This is a genomic window from Glycocaulis abyssi, from assembly GCF_041429775.1.
GTDB classification, from domain to species: domain Bacteria; phylum Pseudomonadota; class Alphaproteobacteria; order Caulobacterales; family Maricaulaceae; genus Glycocaulis; species Glycocaulis abyssi.
The window spans coordinates 174162-190403 of the sequence record NZ_CP163421.1; the positions used below are offsets into that span (position 1 = coordinate 174162).

Consider the following 16242-nt stretch of genomic DNA (forward strand, 5'->3'; position numbering starts at 1 on the left):
CCCTATTGCGGTCCCGGGTCGAGCCGGGAGACCAGTGTATGCACTGTATCGATCCCCGTCACCTCCAGACCCGCGCCTTCAACGCCGGCCGGTACAATGGCGCGTGAGAAACCGAGCTTTGCCGCTTCCTTAAGGCGCGCTTCAGCCCGCCCTACGGTGCGTACATCGCCTGACAGCGCAATCTCGCCGAAGACGACGCCTTCGGCGGGCAGGGCGATATCGAAGGCGGAGGAGACCAGGGCGGCAGCTACAGCGAGGTCTGCAGCCGGCTCGGCGATTTTCAGACCGCCCGCCACATTCAGATAGACATCCTTGCCGCCAAAGCCGAGCCCGCAGCGCGCTTCCAGCACGGCCAGTACCATGGCGAGGCGGCCCGAATCCCAGCCCACAACCGCCCGGCGCGGCGTGCCGAAGGCGGCAGGCGCGACAAGAGCCTGTATCTCGGTAAGGACGGGGCGTGTGCCTTCCATGCCGGCAAACACAGCCGCACCCGGCGCTGCGCTGCCGCGGCCATCAAGGAAGAGGGCAGAAGGGTTGGCGACCTCGCCCAGCCCTGCATCATTCATTTCAAAGACGCCGATCTCGTCGGTCGGCCCGAAACGGTTCTTTACCGCGCGCAGGATGCGGAACTGGTGGGAGCGCTCGCCCTCGAAATAGAGCACCGCATCGACCATGTGCTCGACCACGCGCGGGCCTGCGATCTGGCCATCCTTGGTGACGTGGCCGACAAGTACCACCACGGTGCCGCGCTTTTTGGCGAAACGCACCAGCTCCTGCGCGCAGGCGCGCACCTGAGCGACCGTGCCCGGCGCGGCGGCAAGCTGGTCTGACCACAGCGTCTGGATGGAATCGAGAATGGCGATGGCGGGCGGGTCGCTTTTCAGGCCATCGAGAATGCTTTCCAGCGATGTCTCTGCCGCCAGTGCCACCGGCGCATCGGCAAGACCCAGACGGCGCGCGCGGCGGCGCACCTGGTCAGCGGCTTCCTCGCCGGAAATATAGACCGCGCTATGGCCCTTCAGGGCGAGACGCGCTGCGGCCTGAAGGAGAAGCGTGGATTTACCGATACCCGGATCGCCGCCCACCAGCACCGCAGAGCCGGGCACCAGCCCGCCACCGGCTACGCGGTCAAATTCGGCCATGCCGGTTTCAAAGCGGGGCGGGTCGTCCGTGGCGCTGCCCAGATCCACCAGTTCGAGGCGTGCGCGGCGCCCGGCAGAGCGTTTGGGGGCGCTGGCCTGCGTGCCGAGCGGTGCTGACTGGGTTTCTTCCTGCAGCGTGTTCCAGGAGCCGCAATCATCACAGCGCCCGGCCCATTTGGCATGGACCGCCCCGCAGGACTGGCAGACATAGACGGTGTCGGAACGGGCCAAATCAGGTCTCCGGCTGGCGCGTGGGGCAGTTTAATCCTCGATCGAGCGGCCTTGCACGAAGGCGCACACGGCTGGGTCGGCGCAGGAATCGATGCCATCCAGCCCGCCGCGCCAGCGTATCTTGCCATTTTCGATCATGGCCACCTCGTCGGCGATCATGCGCATGGAGGCCATGTCGTGGGTGATGGTGACGGCGGTGGCGCCCAGCGATTTCACCTGCCGCACGATCAGCCGGTTGATGACGTCTGCCGTGACCGGATCGAGGCCGGTGGTCGGCTCATCAAAGAACAATATGGCAGGGCGGGTGACGATGGCGCGCGCCAGTGATGCGCGTTTGAGCATGCCGCCTGACAGCTCGCGCGGGGCGCGGTTTGCCACATCGGGTTCAAGGTCCACCTGTTCGAGCGCCTCGATGGCGCGCGCGCGCGCTTCGGGGCGCTTCATCTTGTGGGCCTTGAGAAGCTTGAATGCGACATTTTCCCAGACGGTAAGGGAGTCAAACAGGGCGCCTGACTGAAAGAGCATGCCGATCTGGTTGAGGCCGGGATCGGACGGGTCGCCGGGGCGAACCTTCAGGCCGTCAATCGCGACATGGCCCTTGTCCGGCGCGATCAGGCCCAGTGCGGTCTTTATCGCTACCGACTTGCCGGTGCCCGATCCGCCGATGATGACCAGCGATTTGCCTTCGTAGGCGTCCAGCGAAAGGCCGTCGAGCACCACCTTGTTGCCGAAGCGCTTGCTCACATTCTTCCACGCGATTTTGACGGTGCCGCTCATCATCGCCCCCTTACACGAACATCGAGGTGAGGATGAAATTGGCGGCGAATATCAGCATGGCGGCTGATACCACGGCATGGGTGGCGGCCCGGCCGACGCCTTGCGCGCCGCCTTGCGCGTGATAGCCGTGATAGCAGCCCATCAGGGTGAGCAGAAAGCCGAATACGGCGGCCTTGATAAGGCCCGAGATCACATCCCAGCGCTCCAGAATGTCGGCCGAGTTGCGCACATAGACTGTCGGATCAAATTCCAGCGTTGTTATGCCGACCAGAAATCCGCCGAATATGCCGACCACATCGGCCACCAGCACCAGCAGGGGCAGCACGACGATACCGGCCAGCACGCGCGGCACGACGAGATAGCGCATCGGGTCGATGGTCAGCGTGTGCAGGGCGTCAATCTGCTCGGTCGCGCGCATGGCACCGATCTCGGCGGCGATGCCTGAAGAGACCCGCCCGGCCAGCATCAGTGCCGCGATGACCGGGCCCAGCTCGCGCACAATGCCCAGCGCAACGATATTGGGCACAAAGCTCTCCGCGTTGAAGCGTTCCCCGCCGACATAGATGTTCAGCGCCAGCGCCGCGCCGGTAAACAGCGCGGTCAGGCCCACCACCGGCAGGGACAGAAATCCGATACGCGCCAGCTGCTGGGTGAACTGGCCAAGGAAGAACGGGCCGATCACGGCCTGAACGGTGTGGCCGGCGAAAATCGCAATGGCGCCAATGGAGCGCAGAAGCGAAAGCACGCCGCGGCCAAGCGCTCTGACGGGATTAAACACTGTCATCGTCCGCTATACTCACGCTTCAGCCGGCTTCCGAGCCGGACCAGCAATTCATAGCCGATAGTGCCGGATGCTCCAGCCACGGGGCCAAGGTCTTCTCCGTAGAACTGCATGCGCCCGGTCTCGCGGGCAAAGGCTTCATGGCCGGTTATATCGATGGCCGTCAAATCCATCGATACCATTCCGGCGACGGGAACACAGATGCCGCCAAGCCGGGCTGTGCCTGACTGCCAAGCCGCGCGCGGCAGGCCGTCCGCATAGCCGAAACCGGCAATGGCGATGGTGCGCTCGCTCTGCGCGACATAGCGCGCGCCATAGCCGATCGTATCGCCTGCAGGGACGGAACGGATTTGCAATATGGGCGCATCAACATGCAGGACGGGCCGGAACGGTTCGGCGCTCTGGCTGGCCGGATTGATGCCGTATAGCCCGACGCCGGGGCGCACAAGATCGAAATGATAGTCCGGCCCCAGCAACACACCGCCAGTATTGGCAAGGCTGGCTGGGATGCCCGGGAAGGCTTTGAGAACATCATGGAAGCGCGCCAGCTGGCGGGCATTCATCGGATGAGGCGGGTCGTCCGAGCACGCCAGATGGCTCATCACAAGGTGCAGGCCGGCCTTGTGCGCTGCGGGCAGGGCGAGCGTTTCATCCACCGTCAATCCCAGCCGGTTCATACCGGTATCGACATGCAGGGCAAACGCTCCGCCGCCTTCCTGGTGAAAGGCCCGCAGGCTGTCCGATGAGCCAATGACCGGGATAAGGCCATGGCCTGCAAACGCAGCGTGAAGCCCTGCCTGAAAGCCGTTGAGGACGTAGATCACCGCAGCCGGACCGAGCGCCTTGCGCAGGGCAGCGCCTTCTTGCGGCGTGGCGATGAAAAACTCGGTGCAACCCGCGTCGCGCAAAACGGTCGCAATCGGCTCAGCGTCCAGCCCGTAGGCATCGGCCTTCACCACCGCCGCACAGCGCGCGTTCGGGGCAAGGGATGTCAGGACGGAATAATTATGGCGCAGCGCGGCCAGATCGACGATCAGGCGTGCCGGTTCACTGGCGCTATTCGAGGCTGGAATAGCGTCCGGAGTCTTCAAGATCGGAGAATTTGGTCCGCTCAGGGTCAAACGCCACCTTCACCGCGCCAATCGGGCCGTGGCGCTGCTTGCCAATAATCACTTCGGCGCGATTGCGAATCTCGCGCATTTCATCTTCCCAGCGAAGATGCTCCTCGGTGCCTTCTTTAGGCTCCGCGCGCTCAAGATAATAGGCCTCGCGGTAGACGAACATCACAACGTCCGCATCCTGCTCGATGGAGCCGGATTCGCGCAGGTCTGAAAGCTGGGGTTTCTTGTCGTCGCGCTGCTCGACCTGACGGGAGAGCTGGGAGAGCGCGATGACGGGAATATCCAGCTCCTTGGCGAGCGATTTGAGCGCCATGGTAATCTCGGAGATTTCCTGCACCCGGCTTTCGCTGCGCCGTGACCCGCCGGTGATGAGCTGCAGGTAGTCGATGACCAGAAGGTCAAGGCCGACCGTACGCTTCAGGCGCCGCGCGCGCGCTGCCAGCGCGCCAATGGTGATGCCGCCCGTATCGTCGATATAGAGCGGGACTTCGGATATCTCGCGCACACCGTCATTGATCTCGCCAAACTGGTTCTGATCGATACGGCCCTGCCGGATCAGATAACCGGGGATGCCGGTATAATCGGCGATCAGACGGGTCGCGAGCTGCTCTGAACTCATCTCCAGCGAGAAGAAGCCGACAACGCCGCCCTTGCCCTTGATGACGCGTTTCCTGCCGTCAGGGCCTTCCTCGAACTCGGCAGCGCGCGCCACCGCGAACGCGATATTCGTGGCGAGCGCGGTCTTACCCATGGAGGGGCGGCCGGCGAGGATGATGAGGTCAGAGCGGTGCAGCCCGCCCAGCTTGTCATCGAGTGTTTTCAGACCCGACGCGATGCCCGACAGCTTGCCGCCGCGCTTGTAGGCGGCAGCGGCCACTTCCAGCGACTGGGCCAGCGCAGCGGAGAAGGGCTGGAAGCTTTTCTGCGCCGTGCCTTTCTCGGCCAGGCTGAACAGCTCGCGCTCGGCGTTTTCGATCAGGCTGTTGGCATTGCCCTGCTCGCTGGTGTCGCGGGCCTGGGAGGAGATCGTCTCGCCAATGGTGATAAGCTCGCGGCGCAGGGCCAGCTCGTAGACAAGGCGCGCGTATTCCGGGGCGCTGACGCTGTCAGGCGCCTCGCGCATCAGGTCGACCAGATAGACCGGGCCGCCAAGCTGTTTGAGCCCGTCATCGTCGGCGAGGCGGTTTTTCAGCACGACTGCGTCGGCCAGCGCGCCTGAACCGATCAGTTCGCGGGCCTTGGCATAGAGCCGGCCGTGGAACGGATCGTAGAAATGCTCCGGCAGGAGCCAGTCTGACACCCGGTTGAAAATCTCGTTGTCGAACAGCAGACCGCCCAGAAACGCCTGCTCCGCCTCGATATTGTGGGGCGGGCTGGTCCCGTCTCCGCCATCACTGGCAAAGCTCATATCTGCGGTTTCTGCGGTCATGGGGAGAGGTGATACCGGATCGGGGCAGGCTATGCGAGCGCTCAGCGGTGCGGCGGTGTGGAACGAATCACCTGGGCTGTGGAAAACGTCACACCGATTGAACCGGATCGGCATTGCTGCGCACCTTTACCCTGAACGTGTGACAGGAAACCCGATGCGCAAGCCCGCCGATTATGCCCTGGACGCCTTTCTGGCCGCTGCTGCGCGAGCCGGAGACCGGGACGCCCTGCGCGAGCTGGCAAAGCGCTGGTATCCGCTGCTCACCGCCCATGCCTGGCGTCTGACCGGTGACAGGGATGTAGCGGAGGAGGCGGTGCAAGAAGCCTGGCTGGAGATACTGCGCGGGCTCGGCAGCTTGCGTGATGACCACGCCTTTGCCGCCTGGGCCTACCGGATCACGACGCGGCGCTGCGCCCGTCTGATCGCGCGGCACCAGTCCGACAGGCGGCTTGCGCGGGCCGTGGAGGCAGAGCCGCATGAGACGGCCATTGAGGACAGACATGATGAGGGTGATGGCGCACGCGTGAAGCGAGCGATGGCCGATTTGCCGCCCGATCAACGCGCGGCGGTGGCGCTGTTTCACCTGCAAGGATTGAGCGTGGCGGAAACCGCCATTGCTCTGGACGTGCCGGCGGGCACGGTGAAGACCCGCCTGATGCATGCGCGGCGCAAGCTGCGCGACAGTCTCGAAGGAGGCATGAAATGAGTGATGTGGACCGCCTGATCGAACAGGCACTGGACGATGAGGACCGCGCCCTTCGCGAGGTGCTGGGCAAGGAGCCGGGTGTGCTGGGCGGTTTCTGGCCGCTTCTGACCGGGCCGCGCGCGTGGGCCAACTGGGTGATGCTGATTAGCCAGGGCGTGATGTTTTTCGTTGGCGTCTGGCTGGCCTGGCAGTTCTACCAGTCCGATGATGTGCTGGAGGCGCTGCGCTACGGCCTTCCGGCTGTGACGCTGTTTGTCATGGCGATTGTCATCAAGACCAGCATGACGCCGTATATCAGCGAGAACCGCCTGCTGACCGAAATCCGGCGGCTGGAGCTGCGTATCGAGCGGATGCGGGCCGGGGACACAAAAGGGAGGGCGTGATGCGGTGGATCGCCCTTGTTGCCGTAATGGTCCTCGCGCTGGGGGCGGTTGCCGACCTTATCGTGAGCTTTCACCTCTGGCTTTTCTGGGATGACGGCCTGGTTAGCGCCGGTGACTATCTGGGCATATTGCTGGGTAGCGCGGACGCTGGCTTCCAGATGTTGGGTTCGATGCTGCAGCACAGCCTTGTACAGGCCCTGCTTGATGTGTCGGCCCACGCATATTTTCCAGTGCGTGCGCTCGTGCTGGCCGTCCTTGCATTACTGACATTGGCCCTTGCGACAGCCCTGGGGCGAAGAGCGTAGCGGGTGCCCCCTTCTTGCCCAGCATTACCGGTTGAGCTGGAGCGTCATGTAATGATGCTCCAGCGTCACGCCGTGGAGGTTTACCGTTTCGGTGCGCACGAACTGCCAGCCGCGTTTTGCAAGGAAACGCCGCGCAAGATGGCTGGCGTGAACAGACAGACCGGCATGGCCGTCTGAGGCTGCGCGCTCCAGTAGTGCGTCATGCAGCGCGCCAGCTGTACCCCGCCTGCGCTGGCCGGGCCGTACGAACAGCATGTCGAGATGGCCATTGGCCTGCAGGGCGGCAAAGCCCAAAGCGCCGCTATCGCCAATAGCAACACGGCAGGTCTGGTCCTTCAGGCGGTCATGCAGGGCAGACGGGTCTGTGATCCGCGATGCCCACGCCTTCCTTTGTCCCGCCGTATAAAGCGGCGCACTGCCTTCCAGCACGGCGCTCTGGAAGATCTCTACCAGGTCCTTGGCGTCAGTGTGAATGTAGTCTCGTATTAGCACGGATCTCCCCCTTCTCTGTCACGAAAAAGGGCGGCCCCTTTAAAAGGAGCCGCCCCAGATCTTGCAACAGGCATGGCGTGACGTGCGAGGACTATTCCTCGTCGCGGTCGCCGCCACGCTCATCGGCGCCTTCGGCAGAGGCTTCGGAAAGCTCGGCCGCCTGCGCATCGGCAAGGGCGCGGTCTTCTTCAGCCGCTGCGGCGATGACGTCTTCACCCTTGGCCTGACGCTCAGCCTCTTCAGGCGTACGGGCCACGTTGATGGTGATCTCGACGGTCACTTCCGGGTGCAGGACGAGGCGCACGGTGTGCACGCCCAGCGTCTTGATCGGGGTGTTGAGATCGACCATGGAACGGGTCACGGTCAGGCTGCCGCTGGAGGCCGCTTCCGCGATGTCACGCGAAGCAACCGATCCATAGAGCTGGCCGGATTCGGACGCCTGGCGGATCAGCACGAAGCTGGCACCATCCAGGTGCTCACCTTCGGTGCGGGCCGCTGCGGCACGTTCGGCATTGCGCTTTTCAAGGATTTCACGCTCACGCTCGAAGCGGGCCATGTTGGCCTCGGTTGCGCGCAGCGCCTTTTGCTGCGGCAGGAGGAAGTTGCGGGCAAAGCCGGGGCGGACACTGACGACATCGCCAATGGTGCCAAGCTTTTCCACGCGCTCAAGAAGAACAACTTTCATGGGTTTCTCTCCTAATCGAGCGCGTAGGGCAGAAGGCCCATATAGCGCGCGCGCTTGATGGCGCGGGCCAGCTCGCGCTGCTTCTTGGCGGAGACCGCCGTGATGCGCGAGGGGACGATCTTGCCGCGTTCGGACATGTAGCGCTGAAGCAGCTTCACGTCCTTGTAATCGATCACCGGCGCGCCTTCGCCCGAGAACGGGCAAACCTTGCGGCGGCGGGCGAACGGACGGCGCACAGGCGCGCCGATTGTGGGGATATCGCTAGCCATGGATCGTATCTCCTACTGGCGGTCGCGGCGCTTGCGCTCTTCGCTCTTGCGAAGAACGGCGGACGGCTCTTCAGAGAGCTCTTCCAGGCGCACGGTCATGTAACGGATCACGTCATCGGAATAGCGCTGACGCGAATCGATGGCTTCGAGCACGTCTGCGCCCGCTTCCATGTCGATCAGGCCGTAATGACCCTTGCGGTTCTTGTGCATGCGGTAGGCCAGGGTGCGAAGACCCCAGTACTCGGTCTTGCCGACCTTGCCGCCTTTTTCCTCGATGAGGCCCTTAAGCTCCTCAAGGAGGCTTTCCACCTGCGCCGGAGACACGTCCGGGCGGGCAACGAACACGTGTTCGTAGTATGCCATGTCAAGTCCCTGTTTTCTGTGGCTGCGGCACAAGCTCTGCCAGGGAAGGCAGACCCCGCGATGGCTCTGGTCAGGCCCGCCCCGACACCATGTCAGGAACGGTGATGCCCACCAGACCGCAGCCGGTGAAGGCGGGGGACATACGCTATCAGCGCATAAAGGGCAAGCGGGAGGGACGGGAGAGGAAGCGGTTGAGCCCATCGACCGTGATCGTGACATCCTGATTGGTGTGCCCGGTGAAGGCATAGATGTCATTGGCCATGGTGCGGCTGGCCTCGCCCGCAGGCGCGTCAGCGCCGAGGACGGGCATCAAGCAAGAAGCCCGATCTGGCCGGCGGCATTATAGGTGAAGGCGAGGGTCTGGTCGTTCGCCGTGCCCGCGAGGTCCTGCGTCAGCTCGGAGAGGCGCCCGGCCGCATCATAATCGAACCCGGTCACCACGCCATTGCCGCGCGTCAGAGACGTGACCCGGCCAAGATTGTCGTAGGCGTAACTGGCCAGCACCCCGATGCCGGATGTGGCCCCGTTCTCGCGGATATGGGTCAGCGCCCCTGCCGTATCGTAGCTGTAGGTCACATAGAGCCCGTCCGGCCAGTCCATCCGGGTCCGGCGGCCTGCGGCATCATACTGGTAGCTCACCGTGCCCTGCGGGGTGATGGCGGTCAGGTTCCGCCCTAGAGCATCATGGGTGAAGGTGAGCGTGTGGCCCCCGGTCTGGGAGAGCTGGGTAATCCAGATATTTGATTGTTCCCTTGGAGATAGCGAACATACAAATTACTCAGGTAAAATATAACATTCAATTTCAGGCCTTTGGCATTCAATAATAGCGCCCAAACGATAGGCGCCACCTGTTGGGGCGCCAAGCCCTACATAACCAATACGAATTTCATATAAATTTTCAAAATCATATATTGAAAACCTATAATCCCGGATTGTTAGGTTATCGGAATCTCGAACAGTTTTATAAATGGCCCATGATCTATTAAGTGCTAATAAGTGCTCTCCATCAATTGGATAATATATTGGATGCTGTGGGCTGGAATCTGATAATAGCGCTTGAGCGCCAAGTGTCGATGCGCTGCCGCCGATCAGAGATATTAGCAATAAAAACATACACCTAACCAATTCAGCCTCCACAATGTGATTGATATACGTGATCCGGAGGGGTGTTGCCGCCTCCGATGCCGCGATAGGGACGAGACTGACGCAATGAGCCAATTCGACCACCACTGCCAATAGCATAGAGAGTTGGACGATTCGCCACGTGATCTTGCTGGGATAGCCAGTCAATAAATGCGGTGTCGTTACCAGAAAAATTAACGCTTCCGCTTTGCTGATGTACATGCCAGGCGGCAACGATAGTGCCACCGCCTCGAGCAGCAGCCTCATAACCGTCACTCAGATAGATATGAGTTGCTTCCCCTATGACTAATCCTCTCAGAAAATAAAAATTTCTCCCGCCTGCCACCTGGCGATGAACTACATAACCACCGATCTCTTTTCCAATTGATCGCGCATAATCATACGCCGACACAGATATAGATGAAACTGCCGCTTCAGGGCTGTCGAATGGGGTATAGGTTGGTGAGCGGCCTTCGTGGTAATTTGTCTCCGGACACTCCCCCTGTTGTCCTTCTGCGTTTTGTAGGGCGATGGGTGTGAGTACGATGGCATCTGGCGGTTCTGCAAACCCGCTAAAGCCCCCTGTTCCGCCTGAGCGCATCGCACCCTTTAGACGGGTGCCGATTATAAACATAACCTCTATCGGGTTCTTCTGCAGCCCCCACGGGTCTGTGTAGTTGATCGGATCGTTTGAGACGTATGCGTAGAGGTTGATGCCTCCGCGTTGTCCGATGGGGTCGGTCTGCATGAACCGGCCGATGGCGGGATTATAGACCCGGTTGCGGTAGTGGTAGAGGCCGATTTCGGCGATCCACATCTGGCCGGTATAGCCGAACCTTGATGTGTTGCCCGATCCCGGCATGCCGTATTCGTCATAGGTGTTGATCTGGACGGCCGCGCCTGAGGCATTGGTCTCGGCTACCACAGAGCCGCGCGAGCCCTCTTGTCTTGGGCTTGCCTTCCCTATCCCTCACGGTCTATCCGGGCAGGCAATGAACCATAAGGGAGGACGCCTTCATGGCGCTTGCGTTTATATTTCCAGGGCAAGGCAGCCAGGCCGTCGGCATGGGCCGCGAGCTGGCAGAGGCCTTTCCGGCTGCCCGCGCGGTATATGAGGCCGTGGACGCGGCGCTGGGCGAAAAGCTCTCCGCGTTGATATGGGATGGGCCCATCGAAACACTGACCCTCACCCAGAACGCTCAGCCCGCTTTGATGGCCACATCGCTGGCCGTTATGGCGGCGCTTAAAGAGGGGTTCGGTATCGAGGTAACGGCGGCGAAGTTTGTCGCGGGCCATTCGCTCGGCGAATACTCCGCGCTGGCCGCTGCTGGTGCGCTGTCCATTGACGATGCGGCGAAACTCCTGCGGCTGCGCGGCCAGTCCATGCAGAAGGCCGTGCCAGTGGGACAAGGCGCGATGGCCGCCATACTTGGCGCTGAGGAAGCCCAGGTGTTGAAAGCCGTGGAGGCGGGCTCTGCGGCGGGTGTGGTACAGATCGCCAATGACAATGCGCCGGGCCAGATCGTGATCTCCGGCGCGAAGGAAGCGGTTGAGGCGGCGATCGAGGCGGCCAAGGCGGACGGTATCCGCAAGGCGATGCTGCTGCCCGTGTCCGCCCCCTTCCATTGCACGCTGATGCAGCCGGCGGCCGACGCGATGGCGCAGGTGCTGAAATCGGCCGCCATCAAGGCGCCTGCCGTGCCGGTCATCACCAATGTCACCGCAGGTCCGGTCAGCGATCCGGAAGCCATCCGTGCCCAGCTTGTCGAGCAGGTGACGGGCCGCGTGCGCTGGCGCGAGAGTGTGATCTGGATGGCGGGCGAGGGCGGGATTGATCGCTTCGCCGAGGCCGGGGCGGGCAAGGTGCTTTCGGGCATGCTCAAACGCACGGTGGACGGCGCCGAGGGTGTGGCCCTCAACTCGCCGGCTGATCTGGAAGGCTTTGCCGCCTCACTGAAAGGAAATGCGTAACATGTTCTCTCTTGAAGGAAAAAAGGCGCTGGTGACCGGCGCGACGGGCGGCCTCGGCAGTGAGATTGCCCGCGCCCTGCATGCTCAAGGGGCTTCGGTGGCCCTGTCAGGTACGCGTGCGGAAGTGCTGGAGACGCTCGCCAAGGAGCTGGGTGATCGCACGGCGGTGGTGCCGTGTAATCTCTCTGATGCCGAGGCGGTGGATAATCTGCCCAAGGCAGCTTTCGAGGCGCTGGGCGGGCTCGACATCCTGATTTCCAATGCCGGTGTGACGCGCGACCAGCTTCTCATGCGCATGAAAGATGAGGACTGGGAGACGGTCATCAAGGTCAATCTGGAGGCGCATTTCCGCCTCTGCCGGGCGGCCATGCGCGGCATGATGAAGAACCGCTGGGGCCGGATTATCGGTATCACCTCGGTGGTGGGCGTCACCGGCAATCCGGGGCAGTCCAACTATGCCGCGTCGAAAGCCGGCATGATCGGCTTTTCCAAGGCGCTGGCCCAGGAGGTCGCTTCGCGCGGCGTTACCGTGAACTGCGTGGCGCCGGGCTTCATCGCTTCGCCGATGACGGACGCGCTCAATGACGAGCAGAAATCGGCCATCCTCACCAAGATTCCGGCCGGTGATCTTGGCCAGGGCGCCGACATCGCAGCCGCCTGCGTGTATCTGGCCAGCGAAGAAGCCGGTTACGTCACAGGACAGACATTGCACGTCAATGGCGGCATGGCCATGATCTGACCGGCCATGTGAGTCGCGTTCTGCGAAAGGCGTCTTCGCGCTGGCATCAAGCCGCTGAGGTTGCTAGCCTTGTCCGAAGTGGCATGTTATCAGCCGCAACCTTCTTGGAGCCGGTGCACCCGTACCGGCCCCATCCAGTCAGGGGGCATAAGGGGTCAGATGGCCTCGCCCGGAAATTTTAGATAAAGGGTCCGTCATGTCTGACGTTTTTGATCGCGTTAAGAAGATCGTCATCGAGCATCTCGATGTGGAAGAGGACAAAGTCGTCGAGAAAGCTTCTTTCATCGATGATCTCGGCGCGGACTCGCTGGACAATGTCGAGCTGGTCATGGCTTTCGAGGAAGAGTTCGACATCGAGATTCCCGACGATGCCGCCGAGCACATCCAGACGGTTGGTGACGCGGTGAAGTTCATCTCCGAGAAAGTCGGCTAGGCCGGCGACCGGGCCATGTCCAAACGTCGTGTAGTCGTCACCGGCCTCGGCATTGTCTCCCCGCTGGGATGCGGGGTGGAGCATGTCTGGTCGAAGCTGCTCGCAGGGGAATCCGGGCTTGCCCGGGTTACCCATTTCGAGACCGAGGATCTCCCCTGCCAGATTGCGGGGGGGATACCACGGGTGGACGGCCGCTATGGTGGCGGGCCTGACATCGCCGGATCATTTGATCCCGATGCCGTAATGCCCGCCCGCGACGCCAAGCGCATTGACGACTTCATTCTCTACGGTATCGCCGCTGCGGATGAGGCGATTGCCCATTCGGGCTGGCAGCCTGCAGACGATGCCGCGCGCGAGCGTGCCGGTGTCCTGATCGGTTCAGGCATTGGCGGTCTGCAGACGATTTACGACGCCTCGATCACGCTGGTGGAAAAGGGGCCGCGTAAGCTCTCTCCTTTTGTCATTCCCGGCATGCTGATTAACCTCGCTTCTGGCCAGGTTTCGATCCGCCACGGGCTGAAAGGTCCGAACCACTCGGTGGTGACGGCCTGCTCCACCGGTGCGCACGCCATTGGTGATGCGGCGCGGCTGATCGCCTATGGCGATGCCGATGTCATGGTGGCGGGCGGCGCGGAGAGCGCGATTACCCGGCTTGGCTTTGGCGGTTTCTGTGCCGCACGCGCCATGTCCACCGGGTTCAATGATAATCCCAAGGCGGGCTCGCGCCCCTATGACACTGACCGAGATGGCTTTGTCATGGGCGAAGGCGCAGGCGTGGTCGTGCTTGAAGAATACGAGGCGGCCAAGGCCCGCGGCGCGACGATTTATGCCGAAGTGGTCGGCTATGGCCTGTCAGGCGATGCCTATCACATCACGGCGCCTGCCGATGACGGCGATGGCGGTTTCCGCTCCATGAGCGCCGCGCTGAAGAGCGCCGGACTGTCGGCCACTGACATTGACTATGTGAACGCGCATGGCACCTCGACACCCAAGGGCGACGAGATCGAGCTGAAAGCCGTCGAGCGGCTGCTGGGCGATCACGCGGGCAATGTGGTCATGTCGTCGACCAAGTCGGCAACGGGACATCTTCTGGGGGCTGCGGGCGCTGTCGAGGCGATCTTCTCGATCCTGGCCATCCGCGATGGCATCTGCCCGCCTACACTCAATCTTGACAATCCGTCGGTGGAAAGCCCGATCAATCTGGCTCCCCACAAGGCGGTGAAGAAAGAGGTCAAGGTGGCGCTGTCGAACTCGTTCGGCTTTGGCGGCACGAACGCTTCGGTCGTTTTCAAGGCTGCCGGCTAAAGCCCTCTTTGCAGGTGAGGGGCCCATGAGCACGGATAGCGCGCCTTCCGGCAGACAGGTCAGCAAGGGGCTAGGGGCGTTGCGTCTTTTTGTCATTGGCCTTTTCCTGATCTTCGCGCTGGCCCTGCTGGCGGGGGCGGCGGTTGTCGGCGGCTATGCCTGGCTGGGCTACCAGTTCAACGCCGAAGGCCCGCATGAGGAGGATACGATCATCCTTCTGGAACGCGGCTCCAGCGTACGCGCGATTGCGGCACGGCTGGAAGCCGACGGGCTGATCTCCGACCAGCGGATATTCCTGGCTCAGCTGCGCATTGATGAAGAGCTTGGCCGGGCGCGCGCGCCCATGCGCGCAGGAGAGTTCGCCATTCCGGCCCGTGCCTCCATGGCTGAGATCCATGATGTGCTGGCCCATGGCGACTTCATCCAGCATCCGGTGCGCGTGCCTGAAGGGCTCACCACGGCGATGGTCGTTCGCATTGTCGAAGCTGCTGACGTGTTGACCGGCGAGATCGAGCGTATTCCGCCGGAAGGCTCACTCCTTCCTGACACCTATCTGGTTGACCGCGGGACCAGCCGCCAGGCCGTGCTGGACCGCATGGCGGCAGCGCAAACGCGCCTTCTCGACCAGCTCTGGGAGACGCGTGATCCGGACCTGCCCTTCTCGACCCGCGAGGAGGCGGTGAACCTGGCTTCCATCGTGGAGAAGGAAACCGGCATCGCCCATGAGCGCCCCATGGTGGCGGCGGTGTTTGTAAACCGGCTGCGCCGGGGCATGCGCCTGCAGAGCGATCCTACGATCATTTACGGGATTACCGGCGGTGAGCCGCTAGGCCGGGGTATTCGCCGCTCCGAGCTGGATGACACTACCAACCCCTATCATACCTATCATATTGACGGTCTGCCGCCGACGCCGATTGCCAATCCGGGCCGGGAGTCGATTGCTGCGGTGCTGAACCCGCCGCAGAGCGAGTACATCTTCTTTGTTGCTGATGGCACAGGGGGCCATGCCTTTGCCCGTACGCTGGCCGAGCACAATCGCAATGTTGCCCGCTGGCGCCAGATTGAACGCGAGCGCGCCCGCTCGGGAGGGCGCTAGGTGGCCGTCCTTTCCGGCATGACGGGCTTTGCCCGTGCCGCAACCAGCGGTGATTTCGGGACGCTGAACGCCGAGGCGCGCTCGGTGAACGGGCGCGGGCTGGATATCCGCCTGCGCTTGCCCGACGGAACCGGTCATCTCGAAGCAGAGGCGCGCAACCGGATCAAGGCTGCGTTCGAGCGCGGTTCGGTCTCGATCAATATCAGCCTTGAAAAGCCAGTGGACATTGAGGGCGCTGTTCATATCGATGAGGCGCGCCTGCGCACACTGGCGCTTGCCGGGCGTGATCTGGTCGACGAGGGACTGGCTGCGCCGCCGCGCATTGACGGATTGCTGGCCCTACGCGGCGTGATTGTCAGCGAGGACCAGTCGGAGCGCCAGGAGGCCGATACGGCACAGTCCGACGCGGCTGTGCTCAGCGTCCTCGACGAGGCCGTCGCCGCTCTCAAATCTGCCCGGCAGGATGAGGGCGCCCAGCTGAAGACTGTTCTTGAAGCCCAGATCAACGAGATTGAAGCCCTCAAGCAGCAGGCCGCCAGTCATCCGGCGGCCAGCGCCGAGGCCATTCGCGAGCGGTTGAAGCAGAAAATCGACGATCTTCTCCCCTCAGGCATCGACCCTGAGCGGCTGGCACAGGAAGCCGCGATGCTGGCGGTGAAAGCCGATGTGCGCGAGGAGATCGACCGGCTGACCGGCCATGTCGAGGCCGCGCGCGGTCTTCTGGCAGGCGGCTCGCCGTGCGGGCGCAAGCTGGATTTTCTGGCGCAGGAGTTCAACCGCGAGGTGAACACGCTGTGTTCCAAATCATCCGATCGCGGGCTGACGGAGATCGGGCTTGCCATGAAGCATGTTGTCGATCAGTTCCGTGAGCAGGTTCAGAATCTGGAGTAGC

General features: G+C 62.5%; 22 protein-coding genes. 9 read left to right on the forward strand and 13 right to left on the reverse strand.

The features are described 5' to 3' along the window. Positions 1-2: 2 nt before the first annotated feature. The 5 genes from radA to AB6B38_RS00855 are packed head-to-tail and all read right to left on the reverse strand — an operon-like array spanning position 3 to position 5481. Positions 3-1373, reverse strand: a complete 1371-nt coding sequence (gene radA / locus AB6B38_RS00835) for a DNA repair protein RadA (protein ID WP_371393750.1) — start codon at positions 1371-1373, stop codon at positions 3-5. Between the two features lie 30 nt (positions 1374-1403). After that, positions 1404-2153, reverse strand: a complete 750-nt coding sequence (locus tag AB6B38_RS00840) for an ABC transporter ATP-binding protein (RefSeq protein ID WP_371393751.1) — start codon at positions 2151-2153, stop codon at positions 1404-1406. A gap of 7 nt (positions 2154-2160) precedes the next feature. Then, positions 2161-2934 carry an MlaE family ABC transporter permease gene (locus tag AB6B38_RS00845; protein ID WP_371393752.1) on the reverse strand — a complete coding sequence of 258 codons (774 nt, stop codon included), beginning with the start codon at positions 2932-2934 and terminating at the stop codon, positions 2161-2163. After that, positions 2931-4022 (reverse strand): alanine racemase, encoded by a 1092-nt coding sequence (gene alr / locus AB6B38_RS00850; protein ID WP_371393754.1) that lies wholly within the window; start codon positions 4020-4022, stop codon positions 2931-2933. Before alr ends, AB6B38_RS00845 begins: the two co-directional genes overlap by 4 nt. Further along, complete coding sequence (locus AB6B38_RS00855; protein WP_371393755.1) at positions 3988-5481, reverse strand: replicative DNA helicase; 1494 nt, start codon at positions 5479-5481, stop codon at positions 3988-3990. Before AB6B38_RS00855 ends, alr begins: the two co-directional genes overlap by 35 nt. A gap of 154 nt (positions 5482-5635) precedes the next feature. Between AB6B38_RS00855 and AB6B38_RS00860 the strand changes: the two genes are divergently transcribed. The 3 genes from AB6B38_RS00860 to AB6B38_RS00870 are packed head-to-tail and all read left to right on the forward strand — an operon-like array spanning position 5636 to position 6875. Further along, positions 5636-6187 carry an RNA polymerase sigma factor gene (locus AB6B38_RS00860; protein ID WP_371393756.1) on the forward strand — a complete coding sequence of 184 codons (552 nt, stop codon included), beginning with the start codon at positions 5636-5638 and terminating at the stop codon, positions 6185-6187. Further along, positions 6184-6570, forward strand: coding sequence for a DUF6768 family protein (locus AB6B38_RS00865; RefSeq protein WP_371393757.1), 387 nt, complete (start codon positions 6184-6186; stop codon positions 6568-6570). Before AB6B38_RS00860 ends, AB6B38_RS00865 begins: the two co-directional genes overlap by 4 nt. Beyond that, positions 6570-6875 carry a hypothetical protein gene (locus AB6B38_RS00870; RefSeq protein ID WP_371393759.1) on the forward strand — a complete coding sequence of 102 codons (306 nt, stop codon included), beginning with the start codon at positions 6570-6572 and terminating at the stop codon, positions 6873-6875. Before AB6B38_RS00865 ends, AB6B38_RS00870 begins: the two co-directional genes overlap by 1 nt. 24 nt (positions 6876-6899) lie before the next feature. Here the strand turns inward: AB6B38_RS00870 and AB6B38_RS00875 are convergent, their stop codons facing one another. From AB6B38_RS00875 to AB6B38_RS00910, 8 genes are all read right to left on the reverse strand, one after another. Beyond that, a complete protein-coding gene (locus AB6B38_RS00875) occupies positions 6900-7367 on the reverse strand; it encodes a GNAT family N-acetyltransferase (protein WP_371393760.1) in 468 nt (155 codons plus the stop codon). Positions 7368-7458: 91 nt separating this feature from the next. Continuing rightward, a complete protein-coding gene (gene rplI / locus AB6B38_RS00880; RefSeq protein ID WP_371393761.1) occupies positions 7459-8052 on the reverse strand; it encodes a 50S ribosomal protein L9 in 594 nt (197 codons plus the stop codon). Between the two features lie 11 nt (positions 8053-8063). Then, complete coding sequence (gene rpsR / locus AB6B38_RS00885; RefSeq protein ID WP_127565753.1) at positions 8064-8321, reverse strand: 30S ribosomal protein S18; 258 nt, start codon at positions 8319-8321, stop codon at positions 8064-8066. Positions 8322-8333: 12 nt separating this feature from the next. After that, positions 8334-8684 (reverse strand): 30S ribosomal protein S6, encoded by a 351-nt coding sequence (rpsF, locus tag AB6B38_RS00890; RefSeq protein ID WP_371393762.1) that lies wholly within the window; start codon positions 8682-8684, stop codon positions 8334-8336. Between the two features lie 148 nt (positions 8685-8832). Beyond that, complete coding sequence (locus tag AB6B38_RS00895) at positions 8833-8994, reverse strand: hypothetical protein (protein WP_371393764.1); 162 nt, start codon at positions 8992-8994, stop codon at positions 8833-8835. Further along, the gene (locus AB6B38_RS00900; RefSeq protein WP_371395053.1) at positions 8994-9422 is read right to left on the reverse strand and encodes a hypothetical protein; all 429 of its coding nucleotides are present in this window, start codon (positions 9420-9422) and stop codon (positions 8994-8996) included. The genes AB6B38_RS00895 and AB6B38_RS00900 overlap by 1 nt, the downstream gene beginning before the upstream one ends. Positions 9423-9458: 36 nt before the next feature. Continuing rightward, the gene (locus AB6B38_RS00905) at positions 9459-9797 is read right to left on the reverse strand and encodes a hypothetical protein (RefSeq protein ID WP_371393765.1); all 339 of its coding nucleotides are present in this window, start codon (positions 9795-9797) and stop codon (positions 9459-9461) included. A gap of 13 nt (positions 9798-9810) precedes the next feature. Continuing rightward, positions 9811-10731 (reverse strand): RHS repeat-associated core domain-containing protein, encoded by a 921-nt coding sequence (locus AB6B38_RS00910; RefSeq protein WP_371393766.1) that lies wholly within the window; start codon positions 10729-10731, stop codon positions 9811-9813. A gap of 92 nt (positions 10732-10823) precedes the next feature. Between AB6B38_RS00910 and fabD the strand changes: the two genes are divergently transcribed. From fabD to AB6B38_RS00940, 6 genes are all read left to right on the forward strand, one after another. Then, positions 10824-11777 (forward strand): ACP S-malonyltransferase, encoded by a 954-nt coding sequence (gene fabD / locus AB6B38_RS00915; protein WP_371393767.1) that lies wholly within the window; start codon positions 10824-10826, stop codon positions 11775-11777. 1 nt (position 11778) lies between these two features. Then, positions 11779-12516: a 3-oxoacyl-[acyl-carrier-protein] reductase gene (gene fabG, locus AB6B38_RS00920; protein WP_371393768.1), complete on the forward strand. Its 738-nt coding sequence runs from the start codon at positions 11779-11781 to the stop codon at positions 12514-12516. 196 nt (positions 12517-12712) lie between these two features. After that, positions 12713-12949 (forward strand): acyl carrier protein, encoded by a 237-nt coding sequence (locus tag AB6B38_RS00925; RefSeq protein WP_371393769.1) that lies wholly within the window; start codon positions 12713-12715, stop codon positions 12947-12949. 15 nt (positions 12950-12964) lie between these two features. Further along, on the forward strand, positions 12965-14254 hold the full coding sequence (gene fabF / locus AB6B38_RS00930) for a beta-ketoacyl-ACP synthase II (protein WP_371393771.1): 1290 nt from the start codon (positions 12965-12967) through the stop codon (positions 14252-14254). 25 nt (positions 14255-14279) lie between these two features. Beyond that, a complete protein-coding gene (mltG, locus tag AB6B38_RS00935) occupies positions 14280-15350 on the forward strand; it encodes an endolytic transglycosylase MltG (protein WP_371393772.1) in 1071 nt (356 codons plus the stop codon). Further along, a complete protein-coding gene (locus AB6B38_RS00940; protein WP_371393773.1) occupies positions 15351-16241 on the forward strand; it encodes a YicC/YloC family endoribonuclease in 891 nt (296 codons plus the stop codon). Position 16242: the final 1 nt, after the last annotated feature.

Bases quoted from the DNA above. Each gene is read 5' to 3' on its own strand.
- fabF (WP_371393771.1), top strand. From the start codon at position 12,965: ATGTCCAAACGTCGTGTAGTCGTCACCGGCCTCGGCATTGTCTCCCCG.
- AB6B38_RS00870 (WP_371393759.1), top strand. From the start codon at position 6,570: ATGCGGTGGATCGCCCTTGTTGCCGTAATGGTCCTCGCGCTGGGGGCG.
- AB6B38_RS00855 (WP_371393755.1), bottom strand. From the start codon at position 5,481: ATGACCGCAGAAACCGCAGATATGAGCTTTGCCAGTGATGGCGGAGAC.
- AB6B38_RS00845 (WP_371393752.1), bottom strand. From the start codon at position 2,934: ATGACAGTGTTTAATCCCGTCAGAGCGCTTGGCCGCGGCGTGCTTTCG.
- fabD (WP_371393767.1), top strand. From the start codon at position 10,824: ATGGCGCTTGCGTTTATATTTCCAGGGCAAGGCAGCCAGGCCGTCGGC.
- AB6B38_RS00865 (WP_371393757.1), top strand. From the start codon at position 6,184: ATGAGTGATGTGGACCGCCTGATCGAACAGGCACTGGACGATGAGGAC.
- mltG (WP_371393772.1), top strand. From the start codon at position 14,280: ATGAGCACGGATAGCGCGCCTTCCGGCAGACAGGTCAGCAAGGGGCTA.
- AB6B38_RS00905 (WP_371393765.1), bottom strand. From the start codon at position 9,797: ATGTTTTTATTGCTAATATCTCTGATCGGCGGCAGCGCATCGACACTT.
- AB6B38_RS00860 (WP_371393756.1), top strand. From the start codon at position 5,636: ATGCGCAAGCCCGCCGATTATGCCCTGGACGCCTTTCTGGCCGCTGCT.
- AB6B38_RS00840 (WP_371393751.1), bottom strand. From the start codon at position 2,153: ATGATGAGCGGCACCGTCAAAATCGCGTGGAAGAATGTGAGCAAGCGC.
- AB6B38_RS00925 (WP_371393769.1), top strand. From the start codon at position 12,713: ATGTCTGACGTTTTTGATCGCGTTAAGAAGATCGTCATCGAGCATCTC.
- rpsR (WP_127565753.1), bottom strand. From the start codon at position 8,321: ATGGCTAGCGATATCCCCACAATCGGCGCGCCTGTGCGCCGTCCGTTC.
- AB6B38_RS00895 (WP_371393764.1), bottom strand. From the start codon at position 8,994: ATGCCCGTCCTCGGCGCTGACGCGCCTGCGGGCGAGGCCAGCCGCACC.
- rpsF (WP_371393762.1), bottom strand. From the start codon at position 8,684: ATGGCATACTACGAACACGTGTTCGTTGCCCGCCCGGACGTGTCTCCG.
- rplI (WP_371393761.1), bottom strand. From the start codon at position 8,052: ATGAAAGTTGTTCTTCTTGAGCGCGTGGAAAAGCTTGGCACCATTGGC.
- fabG (WP_371393768.1), top strand. From the start codon at position 11,779: ATGTTCTCTCTTGAAGGAAAAAAGGCGCTGGTGACCGGCGCGACGGGC.